The sequence below is a fragment of the Mesorhizobium sp. LNJC394B00 genome, assembly GCF_000502555.1.
GTDB lineage: Bacteria > Pseudomonadota > Alphaproteobacteria > Rhizobiales > Rhizobiaceae > Mesorhizobium.
On the sequence record NZ_AYWH01000020.1, the window covers coordinates 1 to 21,503 of the forward strand.

The 21,503-nt window shown below is 60.5% G+C and carries 10 protein-coding genes and 1 pseudogene; 8 read left to right on the plus strand and 3 right to left on the minus strand.

The window, feature by feature from the left end:
* Positions 1-1,014 precede the first annotated feature (1,014 nt).
* Both X751_RS135840 and ectB read right to left on the minus strand, forming a co-directional pair.
* Positions 1,015-2,235, minus strand: a complete 1,221-nt coding sequence (locus X751_RS135840) for an acetyl-CoA carboxylase biotin carboxylase subunit family protein (RefSeq protein WP_023746354.1) — start codon at positions 2,233-2,235, stop codon at positions 1,015-1,017.
* 590 nt (positions 2,236-2,825) lie between these two features.
* Complete coding sequence (gene ectB / locus X751_RS135835) at positions 2,826-4,106, minus strand: diaminobutyrate--2-oxoglutarate transaminase (protein ID WP_031247411.1); 1,281 nt, start codon at positions 4,104-4,106, stop codon at positions 2,826-2,828.
* Between the two features lie 1,083 nt (positions 4,107-5,189).
* Here ectB and X751_RS135825 point away from each other — a divergent pair.
* The 3 genes from X751_RS135825 to X751_RS135815 all read left to right on the plus strand — a co-directional run bounded on the left by X751_RS135825 (position 5,190) and on the right by X751_RS135815 (position 9,114).
* Entirely contained in the window at positions 5,190-6,182 is a 993-nt protein-coding gene (locus tag X751_RS135825; RefSeq protein WP_023746357.1) for a dihydrodipicolinate synthase family protein, read from the plus strand.
* 73 nt (positions 6,183-6,255) lie between these two features.
* On the plus strand, positions 6,256-7,689 hold the full coding sequence (locus X751_RS135820) for an NAD-dependent succinate-semialdehyde dehydrogenase (RefSeq protein WP_031247412.1): 1,434 nt from the start codon (positions 6,256-6,258) through the stop codon (positions 7,687-7,689).
* A 36-nt stretch (positions 7,690-7,725) separates the two neighbouring features.
* Positions 7,726-9,114: a PLP-dependent aminotransferase family protein gene (locus X751_RS135815; protein WP_023746359.1), complete on the plus strand. Its 1,389-nt coding sequence runs from the start codon at positions 7,726-7,728 to the stop codon at positions 9,112-9,114.
* 695 nt (positions 9,115-9,809) lie between these two features.
* Here X751_RS135815 and X751_RS1000000166530 read toward each other — a convergent pair.
* Positions 9,810-10,752, minus strand: a pseudogene (locus X751_RS1000000166530) (MFS transporter); the annotation flags it as partial.
* A 1,081-nt stretch (positions 10,753-11,833) separates the two neighbouring features.
* Here X751_RS1000000166530 and X751_RS135810 point away from each other — a divergent pair.
* The 5 genes from X751_RS135810 to X751_RS135790 all read left to right on the plus strand — a co-directional run bounded on the left by X751_RS135810 (position 11,834) and on the right by X751_RS135790 (position 21,235).
* Positions 11,834-15,895: a hypothetical protein gene (locus tag X751_RS135810; protein WP_023746361.1), complete on the plus strand. Its 4,062-nt coding sequence runs from the start codon at positions 11,834-11,836 to the stop codon at positions 15,893-15,895.
* 484 nt (positions 15,896-16,379) lie between these two features.
* A complete protein-coding gene (locus tag X751_RS1000000167300; protein WP_156936431.1) occupies positions 16,380-17,246 on the plus strand; it encodes a hypothetical protein in 867 nt (288 codons plus the stop codon).
* A 50-nt stretch (positions 17,247-17,296) separates the two neighbouring features.
* Positions 17,297-18,550: a hypothetical protein gene (locus tag X751_RS135800; protein ID WP_156936432.1), complete on the plus strand. Its 1,254-nt coding sequence runs from the start codon at positions 17,297-17,299 to the stop codon at positions 18,548-18,550.
* Between the two features lie 403 nt (positions 18,551-18,953).
* The gene (locus X751_RS135795) at positions 18,954-20,888 is read left to right on the plus strand and encodes a hypothetical protein (protein ID WP_198022485.1); all 1,935 of its coding nucleotides are present in this window, start codon (positions 18,954-18,956) and stop codon (positions 20,886-20,888) included.
* Positions 20,888-21,235, plus strand: a complete 348-nt coding sequence (locus X751_RS135790) for an ASCH domain-containing protein (RefSeq protein WP_023746366.1) — start codon at positions 20,888-20,890, stop codon at positions 21,233-21,235. The genes X751_RS135795 and X751_RS135790 overlap by 1 nt, the downstream gene beginning before the upstream one ends.
* Positions 21,236-21,503: the final 268 nt, after the last annotated feature.

A 21,503-nucleotide genomic window follows, 5' to 3' on the forward strand; every position in this document is an offset into this window, starting at 1 on the left:
GGTCGCCACCCAGCAAGCGTCGTTTCCGTCGCATAGGTGCTTGTATATTCGGCCAAGTCCCAATGGCTGCCTGCTAATTTTTCCTAGCGAACGCATTCGCTGTCATGAGGAACCTTTACCAACATTCGTACAAAGTCAGCATCGGGACGCCTCGTCACCGGTCGAGAAATCACAACGGACGCGGTGATCGCTGGCGGCACGGTCTGTCAACAGCAAAGTGGTCTCAGCGCAGTGTGGTGGTCGAAGCCGGCGATGTTGGGAGTGGTGCTCCTGCCGCACCAGATTTCAGGCGCAGGTGCAAATTTTGTCTCGCGATGCATTCCAGGCGTTATATGGATCAATCGCGAATTGGTATAATACAATAGGTGACAGGAACATGAGCAGGGTGAGGTAACAAGGTCGTCATTTGTGGCCGTCCGGCCCGTCTCGGCGGGCATCGATTGCGGCGTCCGCAGCGTCTCGATATCGTGCGGATTGGAAAACAGATCGAACTGATACGTGGTGAGCTGGCGCGGTATGACATCCCCCCGATTCGCGTCGTCAGAGCCCAAGGCTGCGCTCGAATCTCGCATTTGCAATGGCCTGCCAGGCCACATTAGCCGCCCGATCAAACATCCAGGCTGGAATCTCCAGGCACCAATCGGATCCCCGACCAGAGAGGCTGCAACGGAGATCCACTCTACCAGCCTTTTTGACCACCCCATGAATATGGGCCAGGCTCCCGGCCAAGGATACCACGGGTAAGAAGCTCGTGCTTCGCGATCCCGTGGGCGTTCTGTCGTCGTGTTGTACAACGACGAACGCCACATGGGACGATTGGACACAAGGCCCGATCTCACGCTCAAGCCGCGATGGCGGCGCCAGTCCCCCATCGTGAGAAAGCCGGGAACCCCCTACGTTCCGGCGGTCCAGAGAATCATATCGGAGAAAAAAAGGGACCGGACTCCAAACGCCCCGCATGAAAGTCACGGGGTGTCATCGAAACCCGCAACTTGGGTCTGTATCGCGTGGCACTTAATATGGTGCGATCGACCAATCGATCAAGTCGACCGCACGCTGAAGTATCTCCTGGGTCCGAGCAAGGCTGGGTGAAGCGGCGATGACATGTCCAAGAGTATCAGTATAATCGCCTCTCCTGACAATCCGGGCCTTGGGTTGAATATGAAATTTCACATCGGCGACACCTGGCACTGCAGCCGCCTGATCGCCGCCATCGATCCAATCGAGGGTGCCATCGCAATCAGGAATTAGGTGCCGCACAACCGCAGTGTGTGAATACCTTCCGCGCAGATCCCATTCCTCGCCGATGACAAGCTTGATGTGCTCGGTGATGAGGTCGACACCGCAAGACAGCTGAACCAGCCGAGGACTGGCCCCACCTGCAAGGCGCGGATTGACTTCAATCACCACTGGTCCTAGCTTCGTCCACCTGAATTCAATGCTCGTTGGTCCCCAACCAAGGCCGAGAGCTTGTAAACAGCTCAGCGAAACATCGACAATGCGCTTATACTCGTGATCAGTTAGGGGGGCCGGAAAAATCGTCTCACGAAAGACGAAATGCGGTGGTGGGCCGAAGTCAGCGACACCAATCGCAATGACTTCATTTCCCATTATATTAGCGCTGTAAAAAGGGCCCTGTGCGAATTCTTCGGTCAGTATCCTCGGCGCAGACCGCCATATGTGCTTCCCACCCAACAGATGGGTTGTATGTTCGGCTAACTCGTCGACATTGCGGCACAGTCGGACACCGCTACTGCCGCTGCCGACGGCTGGCTTAACAATCACCGGCAGGCCGATCTCCGCGGCAGAGCTTTCTACGTCCGTCGCATTCGTTGCCAAGCGATAAGCAGGTATTGGAACGCCGGCCTCCGCTAGGAGCTGACGTTGAGTGAATTTGTTGTAGCATCGTTCGATCGACGCGGGGTTCGGTCCCGGTAGATCGAAATACCGACAAAGCTCGCCAACCGTCGCATAGACCGACTCGTCGAGACCCGAAAAGCCAGTAATGCCAGCAATGTCATAGGCCACACGCAGCCGGGAACATTCCTGGATCAGCGCATCGAGATTGTCTGTATCGACACGGATTGCCTCAATGCTTTTCGTTGCAATATAATCGTACTGAGTTGGATCAGCCGATAGGATAATTGGATAAAGGCCAAGACGCTGGGCCGCTTTCACGTATAGTAGACCAATACTTCTATTGCCTTCAACCAGGATGAGCGCTCTTCTTGCCATCGTCTGTTGACCCTCTGTTGCAATGCTGTGTGGCGGCCTAAGCGTGAACAGGTACCAGTCTTTAATCCATGTCTGACCTTAGATTTTGCAATGAAGATACACTCTCACCGGCCTGCTGGCCGCAAAGATTCTGTAAATTTAGTTGAAGGATCCGTTACAACGTTTCGCCGGCCTCTGATCGCTATTTGTCCCGGCGTCTTGGCCGACAGCTGATTGCGCTTTTTCGAACAGAGGCCGCATGCGAAATCGCAGTCCCTGGTTCGGTAGGCAAGGGAGTTGCCGGGTTGCCTCGAAGCCACAAGGATCGCGCGCCCAATCGCAGATAGGTCTCTCGCCAGGAGATCATAGTCGTGCTTGGTCGGATAGCTGACTTCAGCGCGCGATACGCCTCACTTGCGCCAGAGCCAATTGGATCAGCGTTGTGCAGCACGTCGAACGGATGGACGCTGCAAATCATGGAGTTCAATCCTTCGCGGGAGCAACGCCGCGCAAAACGCGGTTGTCAGAACGTGGGTCCACATCTTCATAGCGAAGCCAGCGGACCCGATTCCTGCCAGTCGTGTACTGCACGGCTTCAACAGAGTGCACCTCTAGGTGTAGGCGTTTGCGTGGACAGACGAATCCAGAATGTCCAGACCACGTTGAAGCGCCAGCTTGTCGATGGTTAAGGGAGGGAGAAGCTTGATGACCTCGTCCTCTGCGCCGCATCGCTCTACCACAAGCCCATCTTGAAAGGCCTTGCTAACGATTTTTTCGGCCAGTTCACCCGTGTTGCAATCAAGCCCCAACATCATGCCCCTTCCTCGGACGGAAAGGCTAAGATCCCGGTTATGTTGAGTGATCTGCCGAAGGCGCTCGCTCATAATCCGTCCTGTTTCTGCAACTTGCTCTGACAACTTTTCATTGGTCCAATATTTCTGTAAGGCGGCAGTCGCCGTCACGAGGGCAAGGTTATTGCCTCTGAACGTGCCATTGTGTTCACCAGGCCGCCAAACGTCTAGTTCAGGTTTGAGCAGCAAAAGAGACAGCGGTAGTCCACAGCCACTAAGGGACTTGGACAACAAAACCATGTCTGGCGCCAAATCAGCGAACTCGAAACTGAAGAAACTGCCCGTGCGTCCACAGCCTGCCTGAATATCATCTACGATCAGAAGGACGCCGTACTTTTTGCAAAGCCGCTCGATTGACCCTAGCCAATCTTTGGTAGCAGGGTGTATGCCGCCCTCGCCCTGGACGGTTTCCGTAATGATGGCGGCGGGCAGATCAACACCACTGCTTGGATCACCAAGCACCCTGTCCAGATAGTCCGAAGTGTCGTTATCGGCTCCCCAATACCCGTCATAGGGCATGAACACTGCGCCGGCTAGAGGAAGCCCGGCCGCATCTCGGTAATATCGGTTACCCGTTACTGTAAGGGCGCCCAAACTCACTCCATGAAAGGCGTTGGTGAATGAAATGATACCGGGCCGTCCAGTGACCTTGCGTGCGAGTTTCAAAGCGGCTTCCACAGCGTTGGCGCCGGTGGGACCAGGAAATTGAAACTTGTAGGTCAGACCACGTGGCCGCAATATTATCGCGTCAACACACTCCATAAACTCTCCTTTGGCTGAGGTAGCCATATCCAAGCCGTGAATGATTCCTCCTGAGTCTAAGTATTTAATCGCTTCATTTAGCAAATCAGGATCGTTGTGACCGTAGTTAAGGGTGCCCGCGCCAGAGAGAAAGTCGACAAACTCGCGACCGTCCTCGTCCTCCAGAATGGGTCCTCCAGCCGTCCTGAACACTACAGGAAAGGACCTCGAATATGAGCGCACATTCGACTCAAGGCTTTCGAAGGAAAGTAGCGAGTTAATGTTGTTCTCTCTCAGCATAGTCTTCCTCAAGGTTGCGGCCCGGCGCGACATCTTCGGCGCGTCGTTGCTTCGGCGCATCGTTGCGCCAAAATTCTATCACGTCACTGCGGCGCATAGGGTGATATTAAGTGAAATTCAGGTTGCGACAGTTGTTCTGAGGCGCAATATCTGAAACAAATATTTAACACTTTCATCTGGGCAGATAGGCAAATATGCACGTCGAAATCCTGATCAGAACTGGGCCTCGGCTTTCCGGGTCGACAGGCCGGCGGTTATCGCGCCTGACAAGGGGGGGGTGGGTAAATGCTCGCTAACCTCGCTGCCGCCGAACCCGTTCGAGGGAGCCTCGACGCCTTGGGAGCCTCTGAAAGTAAAGTGCTGTCGGGCGAATTGAGAAACTGCCCCTGACGAAAACGAAGAATTGACCCTAGCGTGCTCCCCGGGAATTTCCCTGTCGCTGGCCAGCGGGCGTGGTTATCACATCACCATGCCGGGTGTTGCCGGCGGTGTCAGCCGCCCGGTGACCGCCGCAGCCTCAAATTGCAGGCATGCGCCCGGATGATGCTGCCAGACATATCGATCAACAGGGTGTCTCATTGGACGCGTAAGGCCGTCAACGCCGGACAACCTACCGATCATCGGTTCCCATCCCAAACATGCCGCCATCGTGTTCGCAATGGGCCACGGCCCCATGGGCATTAGTGGGGCCCTGATGACTGACAGCCATCATCGGCGACTTGGTCACGGGCCGTAGGCTGCGGCTGTCGGGCCTCCATATCGCCTGCGGTGAAGGTGATGAGCGCGAAGTTTAATCTTGCCCCGCCTTAGGAACATGATATAGTGCAATCACGGATGATATAATGCAAATGGCAATGAGGAGACTTCGAGAGCTTCGCCTATGAGTTGGCCGATCGGGTGGTGTTCATCGACCAGGGCATTGTGGCCGCCAGCGGCGCTCCGCGTGAATTCCTGATGTCGGGCGCAAACCCGAGGCTCGCGGCCTTCGTCGGCCGCTTCACTGAACAAGCCCGCCTTCTCGGCCCCCTCGCGGCCCCGGCGGAGGCACCTCCAACCACATCTCCCAACAAAGGATAATAGACCATGGCCGATGTAAACTGGGGCGGTATCTTCCCCGTTCTCGTCACTCCCTTCGGAGCCGATGGCTCCATTAATGACACCCGATACAAGGCGCTCATCGACGACGCCATTACCAATGGTGCGCAGGGCGTCGTCGCGGCTGGCAGCACCGGCGAATTCTATGCTCTCACCAAGGCCGAGCGCGCACGCCTCTACACGTTGACGGTTGACCAGGTGGACGGGCGTGTGCCCGTCCTGGCAGGCGTCGCCGACCTGCGTGTCGGGGATGTACTGGAAGCGTGTCAGTCGGCCGTGGCGGCGGGCTGCGCGGGCGGCATGATCCTGCCACCCATCTACGCCATGCCGAGCCCGCGTGAGATCGTGGCCTTCTTCGAGTACATCTCCCGCAATACGTCGCTGCCACTGATGCTCTACAACAGCCCGCGTCGCGCGGGCATCGATATCACCCCGGCCCTTGTGGAGCAGCTCTCCGCGCTGCCAACCGTGGTCGCCATCAAGGACAGCTCCGGCGTCATTACGCAGGTGAGTGAACTGGTGCAGCGCGTGGGTGACAAACTCCGCGTCTTCGTCGGCTACGAAACCATGATCGTTCCGGCCCGCGCCGTTGGCGCTCATGGGGTCGTCGCCATGGCGCACCAGATCGCCGGACCGTTGATCCGCGACTACTGGGACAAGGCGCTCACAGGCGACAAGACACTGCATGACCTCGGTCGCGACGTCTTCGCATTCTACCGTTGCTTNCCGTTGATCCGCGACTACTGGGACAAGGCGCTCACAGGCGACAAGACACTGCATGACCTCGGTCGCGACGTCTTCGCATTCTACCGTTGCTTCCAGTCCGGGGCCTATTACGCCGCCATCAAAGAGACCATGAGCCAGCTTGGCCGCGACGCCGGTGGCCCGCGCCTGCCGCTGCTGCCCCTGGCAGACGAACAGAAAGCCACCATCACCAACATCATCGCCGACGCCGGCCTCGCCCGTTGGGCGAGGGCATAAAAGCGAACTTCGAGGCTCAAAGAATCCGTAACGGGCTCACCACGTGGTGTGTGAGCTGTCTAAGGAACAGATAATGTATACGAAACTGGCACTGCTCATTGATGGAGAATGGATCGATGAAGCCTCTGGTGGGAGCGAGATCGTTCTCAACCCTGCCACCGAACAGCCGCTTGGAGCGCTGCCGCACGCAGGAAAGGCAGAGCTCGATCGCGCACTGGCGGCCGCACGTCGAGCCTTCGAAAGCTGGAAGCGGACCTCACCCTTTGAGCGTGGGAACATCCTCCGCCGCGCCGCCGATCTGATGCGAGAGCGTCTGGAACACATTGCAACAGTGCTAACGCTGGAGGAGGGCAAGACCCTAGCGGAAGCCAAAGGTGAGATCGCTGCGGCTGCGGAGTTCTTCGACTGGTTTGCCGAAGAAGGACGGCGTAGCTATGGCCGCATCATTCCTGCGCGCTTGGCTGACATGCGCCAAACGGTAACACAGGAACCCGTAGGCCCCGTCGCTTGCTTCACGCCGTGGAACTTCCCCGCGGTGACGCCAGCGCGCAAGATCGCTCCCGCGCTTGCTGCTGGGTGCACATGCATCATCAAACCCGCTGAACAAACACCGGGCACGGCGCTCGAAATTGCGCGGGCGCTAACTGATGCAGGCTTACCCAATGGTGTGTTGAATGTTGTCTTCGGGGTGCCGGCCGAGGTCTCCGAGTATCTCATTCGCTCACCGATCATCCGGAAGATTTCCTTCACCGGATCCACTCCGGTCGGACGTCATCTCGCGCGCTCGGCAGGAGAGACCCTGACCCTCGCCACAATGGAACTGGGCGGCCATGCTCCCGTCATCGTCGCGAGAGATGCCGACGTTCAGCGTGCGGCAGAACTCTCCATGGCGATCAAGATGCGCAACGCCGGTCAGGTTTGCACCTCGCCGACGCGCTTCTTCGTCGAACGCCCGATTTACGATGAATACCTCGAACATGCTCGGGCTTTCGTCGACAAGCAGGTGGTTGGCGATGGCCTGCAAGTAGGCACCACAGTTGGGCCCGTCGCCAACACCCGCCGCGTTGCGGCGATGGACGACCTCATTAGCGACGCTCTTGCCCATCAGGCGCGGCTTATCACTGGTGGCGAGCGTATCAAAGCTCCTGGCCTGATGTACATGCCGACGATCCTGGCGGACGTTCCTGATCAGGCAAGAGCCATGACAGAGGAACCGTTTGGTCCGCTTGCGCTAATACAACCTGTTGATGACATAGAGCAGGCTCTCGCACGAGCGAATGCATTGCCTTATGGTCTGGCCGGGTATGCCTTCACTCGCTCCGCTGCGACTGCCAACCGCATAGCGGAAGAGATGGCGGTGGGCGTGATCGGCATCAACCAGATGGTGGTGACGATCCCAGAAACCCCTTTCGGCGGGATCGGCGATAGTGGCTGGGGCCGCGAAGGCGGCCTTGAGGGTCTGGAGTCCTACACTGTAAGAAAGTATGTCGGCCATCTTCATCTCTAGCAAGGGATGACACGAAAAGGAAAAGGAGCGCGGGACATGAGCTTGGATGGGACATTAGCGGGCTGGCGGCCACGGCAGCTCGCCTCCGAGGGACCGCGCTACCTTGCCCTGGTCAATGCTCTGGAGCAGGACATCGCCGACGGCCGCCTGTCTGATGGCGACCGCCTGCCGCCGCACCGTGACCTAGCGCGAGAGCTCAGTCTTTCCGTCGGCACTGTGAGCAAAGCCTATCAGGCGGCCGAACAGCGCGGTATCGTCAGCGGCCATGTCGGGCAGGGCACCTTCGTCCGTCGCCGTTCCGCCGCCCGCGCAGAGGCGGCGACAGGACATGAACCAGTCAATTTAGCGCTGAACGTGCCCGCCGAAGGGAACGAAACGCAGATTCTATCGGCATTGTTTGGCGAGGTGGTGCGTGAGCGTGATCTTGCACCGTTGCTGCGCTACCACCCCCACGGCGGCATCTGGAAGCACCGCGAAATCGTAGCAGCCTCGCTGTCCGACAAAAGCCTTGCCGTCGAGCCGGCACGGCTGTTCCTGTGCAACGGTGCCCAGCACGCCATCGACATCGCGCTGCGCCTGGTGGCGAAGCCCGGCGACAGCATCTTGGTGGATGCCTTCACTTATTCCGGCTTTAAGGCAATCGCTGCAGCCAGCCATTTCACCTTGGTGCCTGTCGAGATGGATGAGGAGGGAATAGATCCAGAGGCGCTGAAACAGGCCTGCCATCGTTCCGGTGCGCGGGTGCTCTATTGCATGCCAACGCTCCATAGCCCCACAGCACGCACCATGAGCCTTGCCCGGCGCCGGGGTATCGCTGAACTAGCCGAGGAGCTTGATCTCACTGTCATCGAGGATGACGTCTACGGGTTTTTCTTCAGCGAGCGTCCTGTGCCAATCGCCTCGTTGGCACCGGACCGCACCTTCTACGTCACGTCCTACTCCAAATGCATCGCGCCGGGCTTCCGACTCGGAACACTGACGGTTCCGACGGCCCACATTGCTCAAGCCGAGCTCTTCCTGCACGCCTCGGCCTGGTTCGTGGCTCCCATGCTAGGCGAGGCGGTGGTGCGGCTGATTGAAAACGGCAAGCTGGAAGAACTTCTGCGTGAGCGGCGCCGGCAGGCGCTGGAGCGTTACCGCGTGTTCATAGACGTCTTTCCCAAAGCGGCAAGACTTCAGTTCCCAGCTTTCTACGGGTGGTTGCCATTGCCGCAAGAGTGGTCCGCAGATCAATTTGCCGCCGCTGCGCGAGGGCGCGGCATACTGGTAACGCCACCCATCGCCTCTGCGGTGGGTGAGGGTGACCCCGGCGCAATCCGCATCTGCCTTGGCGCGCCAAGGGACCTGATAAAACTCTCCGATGTGCTTCAGATTCTGCGCGATATCTTGGGTCGCCACCCAGCAAGCGTCGTTTCCGTCGCATAGGTGCTTGTATATTCGGCCAAGTCCCAATGGCTGCCTGCNGGTCGCCACCCAGCAAGCGTCGTTTCCGTCGCATAGGTGCTTGTATATTCGGCCAAGTCCCAATGGCTGCCTGCACCGCGGTTACCGTTCTGCCGTTTGGTGGCGTAACTATAGTTCATTACGGACACTGTGGCATTTCGATTCACCTAACCTTCCCCGGAAAGCTGCAAAAATGGGGACAGGATTCCTCCGCACACGAGCGGAATTCACGGGTCATTGACCAGCCCCTCGGTCAGTTGCAGCGCCTGCCGCTCGAACAGGCGCCGGTAGACTGGTCAAGGGCACTTTCAGACCGGCCGTTATTGTAGATCCAGTTCCTGTAGTCGAGAAAGACCCGACCACGCCTCGCCGACAACCGCGGTTGAGAAGTTCGCGCTTCTTAAAGCAGAGCTGCCCGAACCATCTAATGATCACGGAACGGGACCCTGTTTTTTCGCGCCATGAAAAATCACACAGGAGAGTGGCTGACCAACCTGAGCGCGTTTTCGATTTATTCTCGCACCAAAATTCGAGAGGTCTGATCGGCGACCCTTTGGTACCGTCCAATTCAGCTTCGCCAGCCGGAAGCGGTCGTTGATCTCCAACAAAGCAACGGTGGTGATGGTCTGCGCAGGCCTTACAACCCGTGTCCAACCCCAGAAAAGTTACCCGTCGCCTTACGGACGCGATACAAAGGGCACAGGCTGAACTTGGCTGCCGGGGGCAGGATTTGTCGACCGCTCGATCGAAAGTGCGAGATGAGGAGGAGAACCACCAACCTGCAGAGCGGCAAGACGCTCGCCTACCTCCCTGTCAGTCACCGTTAGTCGATGGTTTAGACGAAGATAGTCCGTCCATGTCGGCGTGCGGAATGTCTCGGTCCAAAGGGTCGGCTTCTGAAGGTCGCGCTGGAGGGTCCAGTCCCGCGCACCGGCACGGCTTTGAACACGCCGCCTTTCGCGCATGCAGCTCAGAAATTTCGCGATATTCTCCTCGGCGATCGAGTACTCCACCTTGATCACGATCGGGCCGCTCCAGGACTTCAGATTGAGGGCCAGTTCTGGAGGCGTGAAGTCGAAGGCCCCTTGATCAGATTCTTCCCACGGCCGTATCGGCAATAGCTTTCCCGCAGCTGCAACCAACAACAGTGCCCCTGCAGCACCTTCCAAAGCCCACGTCAGGGAATAGTTCTGCGCGACAGTGCCCCAGATCCAGCTGCCGGCTGCCATGGCGCAGTAGGTCAGAGCGTAATATGCGACAGAGTGCGACCAACGACCCACCTTGGGCTTGCCAACTGCACACACACACGTCGGTTCCGGTCCAGGTGACAACACAGCCTGCGCCACCGATTGCAAGCGCGATCACCGCCACAGCCACCGATGATGTGAGAGCCAGTAGAAGGCAACACGGTGCGCAGGCAACGGACGCGAGCGTGATCAATCGATTTTGGGACGTGATGCGTCTCAGGTAGCCATTGCCAATGCCGGCGATGAAGGCGCCTGTGCCGAAGCCGGCCAACAGGACGCCGTAAACAATTGGCCCACCCGCCAGTTGGTCGCGAACGAGGAGGGGGAGCAGAGCAAGGATCGAGATGCTTGACAGCCCGAATAGGGTTGCCCTGCGGCGCGGCAATCAACGTGAGGTGCGCCAGGCCAAGCTGGCGTGTTCCAGCCGGTGCGAGTCCGGCCCGGGTAAGGGGTAGCGCCCGCCCGGCAGCGAGTGTTGCGGCGTGGGAGGTGACGACCACGGCGAAGCGTACACAGCAATCATGCGGGGTGTGGGAGTGAGCCACGATAGTGATAAGATTGCAGGGGCCGAGACTTTCTCACTTGTCGAAGTCAACATGTGCGGAGCCGATAAGCGAGGCACCGTCGCCCTGCCGGGGTCTAGGGCCACATCACGCATGAAAGGAACACGTCGGAACCTGGGAGATCTCTTGCCCGGCCGGGCGGCTCCAACCGCACCGGTCCGCATCGGGAAAGGCGAGGAGCCGTAGCCGATGATGAACGTGCGTATTCCAATGAAACCGGACAGTGATTCCGAAACGAAACCGGACGCTTATGGAGTGCACCCCTAGACTGAGACAAGGAAAATCGCGGACAGTTGAACTGGAGCGATTGGAGCTTTTTGAGGAACGGCGGTTGGAGAATGCGCTGCGTATTCAGTGCCGCCCGACGAGCGCGATGTCACCAAGATACTGCACCACTACATCGACGATTCCGCCACCTTCGGACTATCATGGAGCTGATCCTGCAGAGGCTGCTTGGGCAATCGCCAATCTCATCGAAGACCGGAACCAGGATACGATCGGCAAAAGTCGAAATTGGCGGATCTGTGGGGTGGTTATGCCGCTAGCCTCGGTATTGCTCGCTCGATCAATCGCAAGAATCGGGTGTTGCGTGTCCCCGCAACCAATTCTATCATAAATCAATAACCGTCCCGGTCTAACGGGGCGGCTTTTTACGTTGCGGGGCTGGATCTTTTGATTGCGACTTCAGCGGACATGCGGCTGCGCGTCATTCCGGGTGGCGCGCCCGGACGTTCGCGTTGCCACTCGTCACTGCCCCCATCCGCCTTGTGACGCCGTGAAAGCTCTGATTATTGATGTTGGCGATGCAGCTGCGGCTGCTATGCGTCTCTGGTTTGGGCGCGACTCACGGTAACCTCGAAAGCTGATATTTCTCCGCAGGATACACCTGAAATGACAAGCGGCTTTTCCCCAGCCCCTGCAGAAGAGCACGCCGCGCTTTACTTCCCGCGCTGGCTGACGCTCGCCGATGCCACTATTGACAACAGCCGCGTCGATGAGACGGGGCTCCTCACGCTTGCCGGCAACAAAGTCGTCCTTGGCGAGCCCGGCATGGGCAAAAGCGAGCTGCTGGGTGAGCTTGGGCGGCGGCTGAGCGCCGAACCGGTCACCGCGATCCGGTTCATCAACAGCAAGAACCCGGCAAGGCTGGTAGCCGCGGGCAAGCCGGTGTTGATCGACGGCCTCGACGAGGCGATGTCGCGACGCGAAGGCGATGCAGTCGATGCAATCCTCGCCCAGCTCGAGGAGGCCGGCTCGCCGCCGTTCATCCTTTCGTGTCGCTCGCGCGAGTGGCAGGCGCGTAGCGTGACGAACCTGCGCCAGCTCTACGGCGCCGATCCCTCAATCCTGACGCTCGAGCCCTTCAATCGGACAGAAGCGCGCGCCTATCTCGTTGCGCGGTACTCGAGTGTGGATCCCGATCATGTGCTCGACCATCTCGCGGCGCACAGGTTGGAAGAGCTTTACCGAAATCCCTTGACACTTGGCCTGATGGGCCGGGTGGCAGAGAAAGACACACAATTGCCCGGCACGCGCGCAGCCTTGTTCGAGCGTGTTTGTAGATTGGTCTGGCCTGAGCACGATCCCGATCGCCAGGATATGGGGTTGGCCCAACTCACGCAGGATGAAGCGCTCGATGCCGCCGGCGCGCTCGCTGCCGGCCTTTTGTTTTCGGGGGCTGAGGCCGCCAGCGCAGCTGGCGCTGCGCAAGTCCAGCAAGGCGATCTACGACTTGCCGATCTGGAGAAGCTGCCGGGCGCAAAGGCCGCGCGGGCGATCTTCTCCAGCAAGCTGTTCCACAGCGTCGGTCCCTCGCGCGCCAAACCGATCCACCGCGTCATTGCCGAATATCTCGGCGCGCGCTGGATAGCGCGACAGGCCACCACCCCGCGGACGCAGCGGCGCGCTCTGGCGCAATTGCACGGCAGCGGCGGCGTACCAGCGAGCCTGCGCGGCCTTCACGCCTGGCTCGCTTACCACAGTGAGGCGATGGCCGAGCGGGTTATCGCCGAAGACCCTTATGGCGTGCTGCGCTATGGCGAGACGGCCGCGCTGACCCCTCATCTTGCGGATTGTCTTTTCGAAGCGCTGCGCGTCCTCGCTGACGACGATCCCTATTTCCGTTCGGCTGATTGGGACATCAAGACGGCGACGGGTCTGATGATTGCGGCGCTTAAGCCCAAAATCGAAGCGATCATCGCCTCGGCAACGAGCAGCGTGCACTTGCGCTCGATCCTGATCGAAGGGTTGGAGGGCACGCCCCTTGCCGGCGAGCTGGCCGACACGCTTGAAACGATCGTCCTCTCGCCGGAGCGTTTCTATGGCGAGCGCGACGACTCGGCCGACGCCCTGATGCCATATCGCAACCGCGCCTGGTGGCAAGCGGCGGTCGTGTCCTTGGTCGAACAGGGGGGCGAGTCACCGCGCTTGGCGCGCAAGCTTATCCAAGCCATCGATGCCGATGTACCAGACGCCGTTCTGGTCGCGACCCTGTTCGCCGAAATGGGTGTGACCAGCTGCCCGCTGCCACGCCGTGAGCGACGGCGCATTCACACGATGCGCTCTTTTCATCGCCTGTTCAACGCCATTGCCACGGCGCGACTGGCCGCGATCCTCGATCTGATCGCCGATTATGCGGAGCTCTTGAGCGACCGCGATTGGGAGAAAGCCGGCGAAGTCGCCGGCATCGTGGCCGAGCTGATCGTTCGGGCGATCGATGCAGGCGTTGTCGGGCCAGACCATGCGCCCGCGCTGTGGCGCTGGCTGAAGATCATCGAGCGGTCCCATCGCCATCATCGTGAGGCGCAGCAAAACCTCGCCGGTCGGCTGGCGGCGCATGATGCGTTGCGTCGCGCGGTCCAGAAACATGTGCTGGCAACCGAGCGTCGCAAGGACAGCCTGTGGGTCACGGAGCACTATCTGCAACGGCGGTTCGTCGGGCTCACGGCGAGGCCCGGAGACATCGCCAGCGCGCTTAGCCGCCTCGCACCAGGCGACATCAAAGACGCCGGACTGCGCGAGGATTGGAAGGATTTGGTGCAGATCGGCTGGGGGCCAAACGGACTGGATCCGGACGTGCGGGCGGCCGCGGAAACGTTCCGGCGTGGCGACAGGCAACTCGCGACGTTCCTGGGCAAGCTGGAAAACCCCAAGAAGCCCGCCTGGAAGGTCCGTTACGAAAAGCAAGAAGCCAAGTGGGCGCGCGAGCAGAAGGCGGCTTTCGAGGTGGCGCGCCTCAAGTTGCAGAAGGTTCGCGATGACCTGCGTCTGGGCGAACTAACGGCCATCGTCGGGCCTGCGCAAGCCTATCTTGGCGTGTTTCACGATTTGCCGAACGAACTGCCGCCGGCCGAACGTTTGGCGGTAGCAATCGGACCGGCGCTGCGCGACGATGCACTGGTTGGATTCGAGGCCGCTCTGCATCGCGCCGATCTGCCCACCGCCGCTGAAATCGCCGAGGGTTTTGCCCATGAAACGTTCTACAACTACAGTTTCCCGATCATGGCTGGATTTTATGAGAGGCTGCGCACCGGGATGGACTTGGCCGACCTTTCGGGTTCCCTCAAGCAGGCCGCGCTGTTGCTCAGCTACGACGAACATGGCTGGAGCATCGAGACGGAGCAGGCCGAGTTGCTCGCCGCGCTCGAAGCCGACGTCATCCCGACCGCTGAGCAGCGCCGCGCGTTCGCACGCTTGTGGATGGAACCAGCGCTGGCAGCGGGCAGCGAGCATGTCAACGGGCTCTACAAGCTCGCCCACGATCCGGCCTGGCAGGCGACCGGGGCTGTGCTTGGGGCTGCCTGGCTGACAGCGTTTCCCGATGTTCCCGAGACGGTCGAGGCAGCCCTGGTTGATTGCCTGATCTATGGCAGCGCGCTGGCCTCGCTGCGCGACATCGCCGAGGCCCGCGCCACGACCGTGTTTCGCAATTTCGATCATATGCTGTCGTGGCTGGCGGTCGATGTGCTGGTGCGCTTTGAGGTCGTGCGGCCGCTTCTCCGCACAATCGGTGCGGATCATCCTGAGTTCATCTGGTTCCTCCGCAACCGGCTCCAGGTCGAGCCACGCGGCGCCATGTTGCCGCTTACAGTCACGCAGGCGGAATGGATCATTGCCGAGTTTCGTCAGCAATGGCCCTACGCGGCGCTGGATGGCGCCGGCTGGGGCGACACGAACGATCATAACGCAACCGACTTTCTGCGCTCGTTGCTCAGCCTCATCGCCGGCGACACAAGTGTCGGCGCAAGCGAAGCCATGGCGCGCCTCGTCGCCGGCCCCAATGACAGTTACGCCCCGTTGATCCGGCACATGGCCGCTGAGCAGCGGCAGAAGCGGGCGGAGGAGGATTTTTCAGCGCTGGCGCCGAGCGATCTCGCGGCATTGCTCGACGACGGACCGCCAGGCAATATTGAGGACCTGAAGGCACTGGTGCTCGAAGAGATGGACGTCGCGCGGCGCAAGCTGATCGGTGACGACCTTGATTCGGTTGTCGAATTCTGGACCGATCAGGGTGTTCCACGCGACGAGAATCGCTGCCGAGACCGGCTGGTGGCGATGATCGGACCTGAACTTGCTCGCTACGACATCCAACGGATCACGGAGGCGGATATGCCCCAGACCAAGCGGGCCGATCTCGCCTTCGCGCGCAGGGCGATGCAATTGCCCATCGAGGTCAAGGGCCAGTGGCACCCGCATGTCTGGGACGCTGCGACAGGGCAGCTCGACGTCCAATATCTCATCGACTGGCGCTCAGAACAACGCGGCATCTACTGCGTCTTGTGGTTCGGCGATGTGCCTTCGGCGAGCGGTCGGCGGCTAAAGGCCAGGCCCAATGGGCTTCCGGCGCCCGCGAGTGCACAAGAGATGCAGGACATGCTGAAAGCCGCCATTCTCGAAGCGCGCCAAGCGCTGATCGATGTGGTGGTCTTCGATCTCACCGCCGGAAAATGCTGAAGCGGCGCTTCGAGACCTTGCGAGAATATAGTCCGGTCAGCTCGGTCGTTTCTCTTCTGCCGTAGACGTCAACACAAAGCAGCATCACTATAAACCCCCGATGGGACCGAAATCGGATGGTCAGAGTGTTCGCGATATAGTAAAATCTGTTTATGCAGGGGGAGGAGATTTATGGGGATTGTCGAGACAGCAGTGCTGGGCGCCGTTGGCGGTGTTTTGCCGGATATCATCAGAATCATTCGCAAGCGCTTCGAAGCGACGCCTGCCTACGTCAAAAGAGGCGCTTATTGGCTTAGCGTAGGGTTTCTGGCAATCGTCGGAGCGGTCGCCTCGGTAGCCGCTCATGCCGGGACCGCCCGGCGATGGCCTATGGGGCCGGCGCGTTCGCGCTCCTCACGCAGGCCGTCGGCCAGAGTGACGAGAAGCATCTCGGAGGCGCGTACGAGGCGAGCATATTTACCCAGATTCGCACCTGGTGGGGTTCGTGAAGCTTGCTGAAGCGTCCTTCACGTTACATCTGTTTCGACGCTTCATCCGGCTGACGGGGGCGGGTCCGGAGCGCGAGATTGCTCTTCCCTTGTTGCGGCTGCCCTTCCTGGACCGGACGTTCGATCTTTGCTCGCGCGATACCAGAGCGGCTTACAGGTCTGCCTTTCCAACCGGCGAGATTGCCGCAGCGCTGGACGAACGCATGTTTGAGGATCGCGAACCGCTATGCCTGAGGATCGGCGCCGGTGCCAAGGAAGCCGGCGTCCCCTGGGAAGCCTTCCAGGCCGAAATCAACCCGCTAAACCGCCACAAGCTCGCGCCCCTGCGTGCTGTCGATGAGGATCGCGGCTTTGGGTTCGCCGCCGTGCCGGACCGCATGCGGGTGCTTGCACTGGTTGGTCATCCGGGGCCGGAGCGTGCCTTTGATCCGCAAGCCGCCCGTGATTTCCTTGCCGACGCGCTGGCGGCCGCCACGACCGCGAGCGGCCGGATCGAGCGATATGACCTGGCCCAGCTCCGCGCCGACGACCTTGGCGCCGCCGTCGCCATGGCACAGGCGTTGCGACCCAATGTCGTCATTTTCTTCGGCATCGGGCAAAAAGCGCCGGCGTGCCACGTTTGGGCGCGACTTTTGATCAACGTCTGCGCTTGTGGGCAGAGGAAGCTTACCGCCAGCTCGACCCGCGACACCATGATCGCGAGATCGCCCAGGCGATTGGCGCCATTCGCGAGACGGGTCTCAACGGGCTTGTCCGGCTTCTCGCGATCCCCGACATTGTCGTCTTGCTGGCGGACGTCCCTGATTCCGGGATTGCGTGGGACGTACTTGCGGGCGCAGCGGCGGGAAGTTCAATCGTGGTAGTCGGATCCGCGGTCCCGGATGCGGCCAGACAATGGGCGGTCGATCGGCTTATGACGGACATGGCCAGGGACCAGATCGAAGCCGTTGCGCGCGCGCAGCCCTTGGCGTCGGCGATCCTGAGCGTATCCGAGCGCGCTCTGGCAACGCGCGATATCGGGCGCCTCGCTGGCGTGGACGCAGCCCGCCTTGCCGGGCTCGATCCCTTTTGCGTCAGCGTCGGCGGCCAAAGGGTGCTTGCTGAGACGGCGCGGCGCACCATGCTGGAACTGTTGCCACACGAAGTTATCGATGGAGCCCATCGCTCCTGCATCACGATGCTGCTTGACCGGCCGATTGCGTATGATTTCGGCGCGCTGGTTGAAGTCGTTCGCCATCATGTCTCGCTGAATGAGGGGGAGGAGGCCGCAGAAGCGATAAATGCCGCTTGGCTTGCCGCTGGCTCCGGCTGGACGATCTCGGATCGGGCAAGATTGTTCGATCAAGCAACGCAAAGCCGGATCTTGCTTGATGGCCTCGACGTCGCCCCGTTCTTTTCAATCTGCGAGGCCGCCATTGTCCTTCAGCAGGTCGAGCTCGTTGGCCCAATCCTTAACGCCCGTTTTCTGCGCGCGTCCGACGAAAAGGCGCAAAAGCATGCGATGTTGTCGGAATGCTTCAAGGCTGATGCGGCGCGGCCGGGGGCGCAGCAAGAAATGCGCCGCCACGCCGAGGCCGCGGTGGCTGAAGCGCAGGCCGCTGTGGGCGCCAACAGTCCCGGCGCAGCCGTCCAGTTGTTGCAGTACCGGCACAACCTCGCGCGCATCAGCCAGTATTTCGACCATGACTATACCGGCGCGCTGGCGATCTACGAGGCGATCCGCGAGGAAATCAGGCCGTCGGCCTATGCAGACTCAACCCAAGGGCACCTGTTCGCGGCCGCCAGCCGCAACGCTGCCGAATGTGTTCTCGACCCAGCCAAGCGCCCGCTTGATGCCGCTGTGAGCGAGCGCGCCGAAGTGTTTGTCCAGGAGGGCCTCGAGGTGGCTCAAGCGCTCCGCCTCGCCCAGGTTGCGATGGATCTCAACTATACCAGGGCGCGCATCGCCGAGGCCGCCAATGATAATCAACGGCCGCCCTTATCCTGGCCGAACTGTCCGATGGCGAGGCGAACCGCCGCTATCCGCTTCTGGCGGCAATCGCCGCCGACAGGTTGGCCTGGAACGAGATTCGCACGGGCCGCAGACGCTTCATTTGGGATGATGCACGAACCAGGCTTCGGACGCTGCGCTTGTTCGAGCACGCGTGGGCGCAACGGGTTGTCATAAGAGACCGCATCGATTGCGCAGGTTTTCTGGCGGCAAGGGGCGCAGCAGGAGGCAACACAGCGATCGAACTGCTTAGGGACAATGTGGCTGACATCGGGCGCCTGTCAGGGTTGACCGGAGACGAAGACGCGCGCCGCGCGGCAAGAACCATGCCGCCGTGGATGTCTTGACTGTGTCCGGTGGAACCGTGTGGGCTGCCTTTGCGGCATCTCCTATGGCGGCCAGGCTGCCCGAAGCATGGAAGCGGCGGACCGCCGACGAAATCTGGCAAGGGAGGGTCTGAATGGGAACCGGGGGCTTTGGGGGCGGCAGCGGCTCGCTCGGCGGCGGAGGTGCCGGGTCGGCCGCGGGTTCAGGCGGATCCCTTCTGCGGGCCATCACACACCTGCGCGACATCGCACGCATGCTGACAGCCGATGGCGACCAAGCACGGCTGACGCGCGAGATCAATGCGATGCTGCGCGAACGAGGGCGCGCCGGCTTCATGGCGGGTCTCTTCCAAGACCCTTTCGCGACCACCCTGCTTGACCGGCTGATTGAACTAAGCGGCTCCGTGCAAGGGCAAAGCTGGCCCGGTGTCCTGGATGCCGCCGCCGTCGCCAGGGGTCCAGGATCAATCACCGCCTACTGCGACGCGGTGATCGATCAAGCCTTGCGCGCGCATGGCGACGCCGTCGACGAAAGGCATATCGACCGCGTCGGCCTGGCGTTTCGCTCGTTTCTCGCAACAACCCTCGCCGGCGACAACTTGGCCGTGGCCGAACGAGGCGATGCAGCCGCCGTCGAGGCCGCCTTTGATCGGACTCGCTTCGCCGCCCCCGATGACATTCGTCGAGGTTTTCTCGGGCAAGTCATCGCCAAGAGCATCGCCGGCGAATCCTGCATCGACCTCGGGGCGTCGGCGCTGTCGGTCGAGCGCGCCGCCAACACCATCGCCGCCGCTATTCAGCAACGCTTTGAGGAAAAATTCGTCCGCACCCGCAAGGCTGATAGGGGCGACATGCTGGCAACAATCGGCGCCAACTATTCAATTGGTAATCGGCTGATGAGCACGTCCCGAACCATTCCCGCCCATGTCGAGATCATCAAGGCGCCGCGGCCGGAGACACAGATCATCGACCTCGACCTGGCGGGCATCCAGTGGCACGACGCGGCCGGCCTCGGTCCGCTTGGTCTCGATCCGCGTGCGCTTGATCTCCTGGAAGTGGCACGCCTCGTCTGGGAGTTTGAACGCTACATTCCCAAGCGCATTTCGAGCCAGCGCGTTCGATCGGTAAAGGTGGCGGTCCCAGTGCGCGAACCTTCTGCCTGGACCGCCGCAACCCTTGCCACGCTGACGGCGATCTTGCGACTGCTGGGCAACGCTGAGTGGGCGTTCGAATTCTCAAAGCGAAAAACACCAAACGCGCTCGACCGGCTTGCGTTGGACGGCTCACACCCGGACCGCGTTCCCACCATCGCGTTGTTTTCGGCAGGCCTTGACAGCACCAGCGGGCTCGACTGGCTTCGCCGCAACGATAGCGACGCCGCGCTTGCTTCGTTTTTCGGCGCCAAGGCAAGGCAAACCGAACTGGCCGACCAGTTCGCCTTCAAGCGCCACGTCCAGGTAGGGTGCACCTGGTCCAATGGAAGGCGCCGCATTGGGGGACAGTTTCAGTATCGCTCCTTCCTCTTCCTTGCGCTCGGCGCCCTGGTCGCGCGATCCTATGGCGCCACGACCTTGCTGCAGTTCGAAAATGGCCCCTTGGCGATCGCTATGCCACCGGCGGCGACCTACCGGATGACCCGCCGTGCCCATCCCATGCTGCACAGCTTGGCGAGTGATCTGTTTTCGAACCTGTTCGGTGACCCGTTGTCGGTCGAGAACCCGTTTTTGACCATGACCAAGCGCGAAGCCGCCAACGCGATGAAGGCGCATCTTGGCGCCAAACGCTTCGAGAAGGCCATTCTGGAGACCGAAACCTGTTGGAACCTGGCGTCGCGCCAGGTGCTCGGCGCCATCACCAAGCGCATCGGTCAACCATGCGGACTATGCATCCCCTGCGCGGTGCGCAGAACTGCCTTGCCCGGCCGCGATGTCACGCACGCGGTCGATCTGACGTCGAAAAAGGACCCGCACTTCGCCGACGGCGACGCGCGTATTCATATCGATGCCTATCTGGCATGGGCGCGAAAGCTCACCGCACCGTCTTATGGAGCCGAGCGCTTCGCGTTCGAAGCGCCACAGATCGTGCGGGAGGCGGTTGCACATTCCCAAGGTAAGCTGACGATGGCTGAAATTTTCGACATCGAGCGACGCTTTGCCCGCGAGTTGATCGAGACGTTTCCGGAGCCTTGATGACCAATATCGGCCTTCCGCATTTTCTTTTCGCCCTCAGCATCAAACAGCCTTGGGCGGAGCTGATCCTTCTGGGGCGCAAGACCATCGAAGTGCGAAGCTGGCCGACCGGCTTCCGCGGGCCGCTCGCCTTGCACACCGGCAAGAAGCCGGACCTGGAAGCCCTGTTTAAATACCCCAATATCAACGCAACCTACCTCGGCGGGTTCGTCGGCGTGACCGAGCTTGTTAATGTGGAAATGTTCACCCATTCAAGTTGGAGTCGCCTGCGGACAGAGCACCTGGTGCCCGGGCCCGATGCCGGGGGAAGTGTTTGGCTGGCGCTTTCGCCACGTCCGTCGGTTTAAAAGACCAGTAGACGCGAACGGAAGCCTTAATTTGTTCCCCGTTCCTGAGAACGCGAGACAGGCCATGGAACTCTGATAGCGATCGGTCCCGCTCGTCTATTGGCGCTTTGAAGAGACACGATTCGTCGGGCGCGTGACGCCGACCGCTGCCATTGCAAAGGCGATTCCCTATGCCTATCGAAAATTCGTGGCCGCGATTTTTCGGCCGCGATCCTAGCTAGGCTTTCGTGGTAGTAAACGTGCTTCGATCTCCGCAACTGCAGCGGCC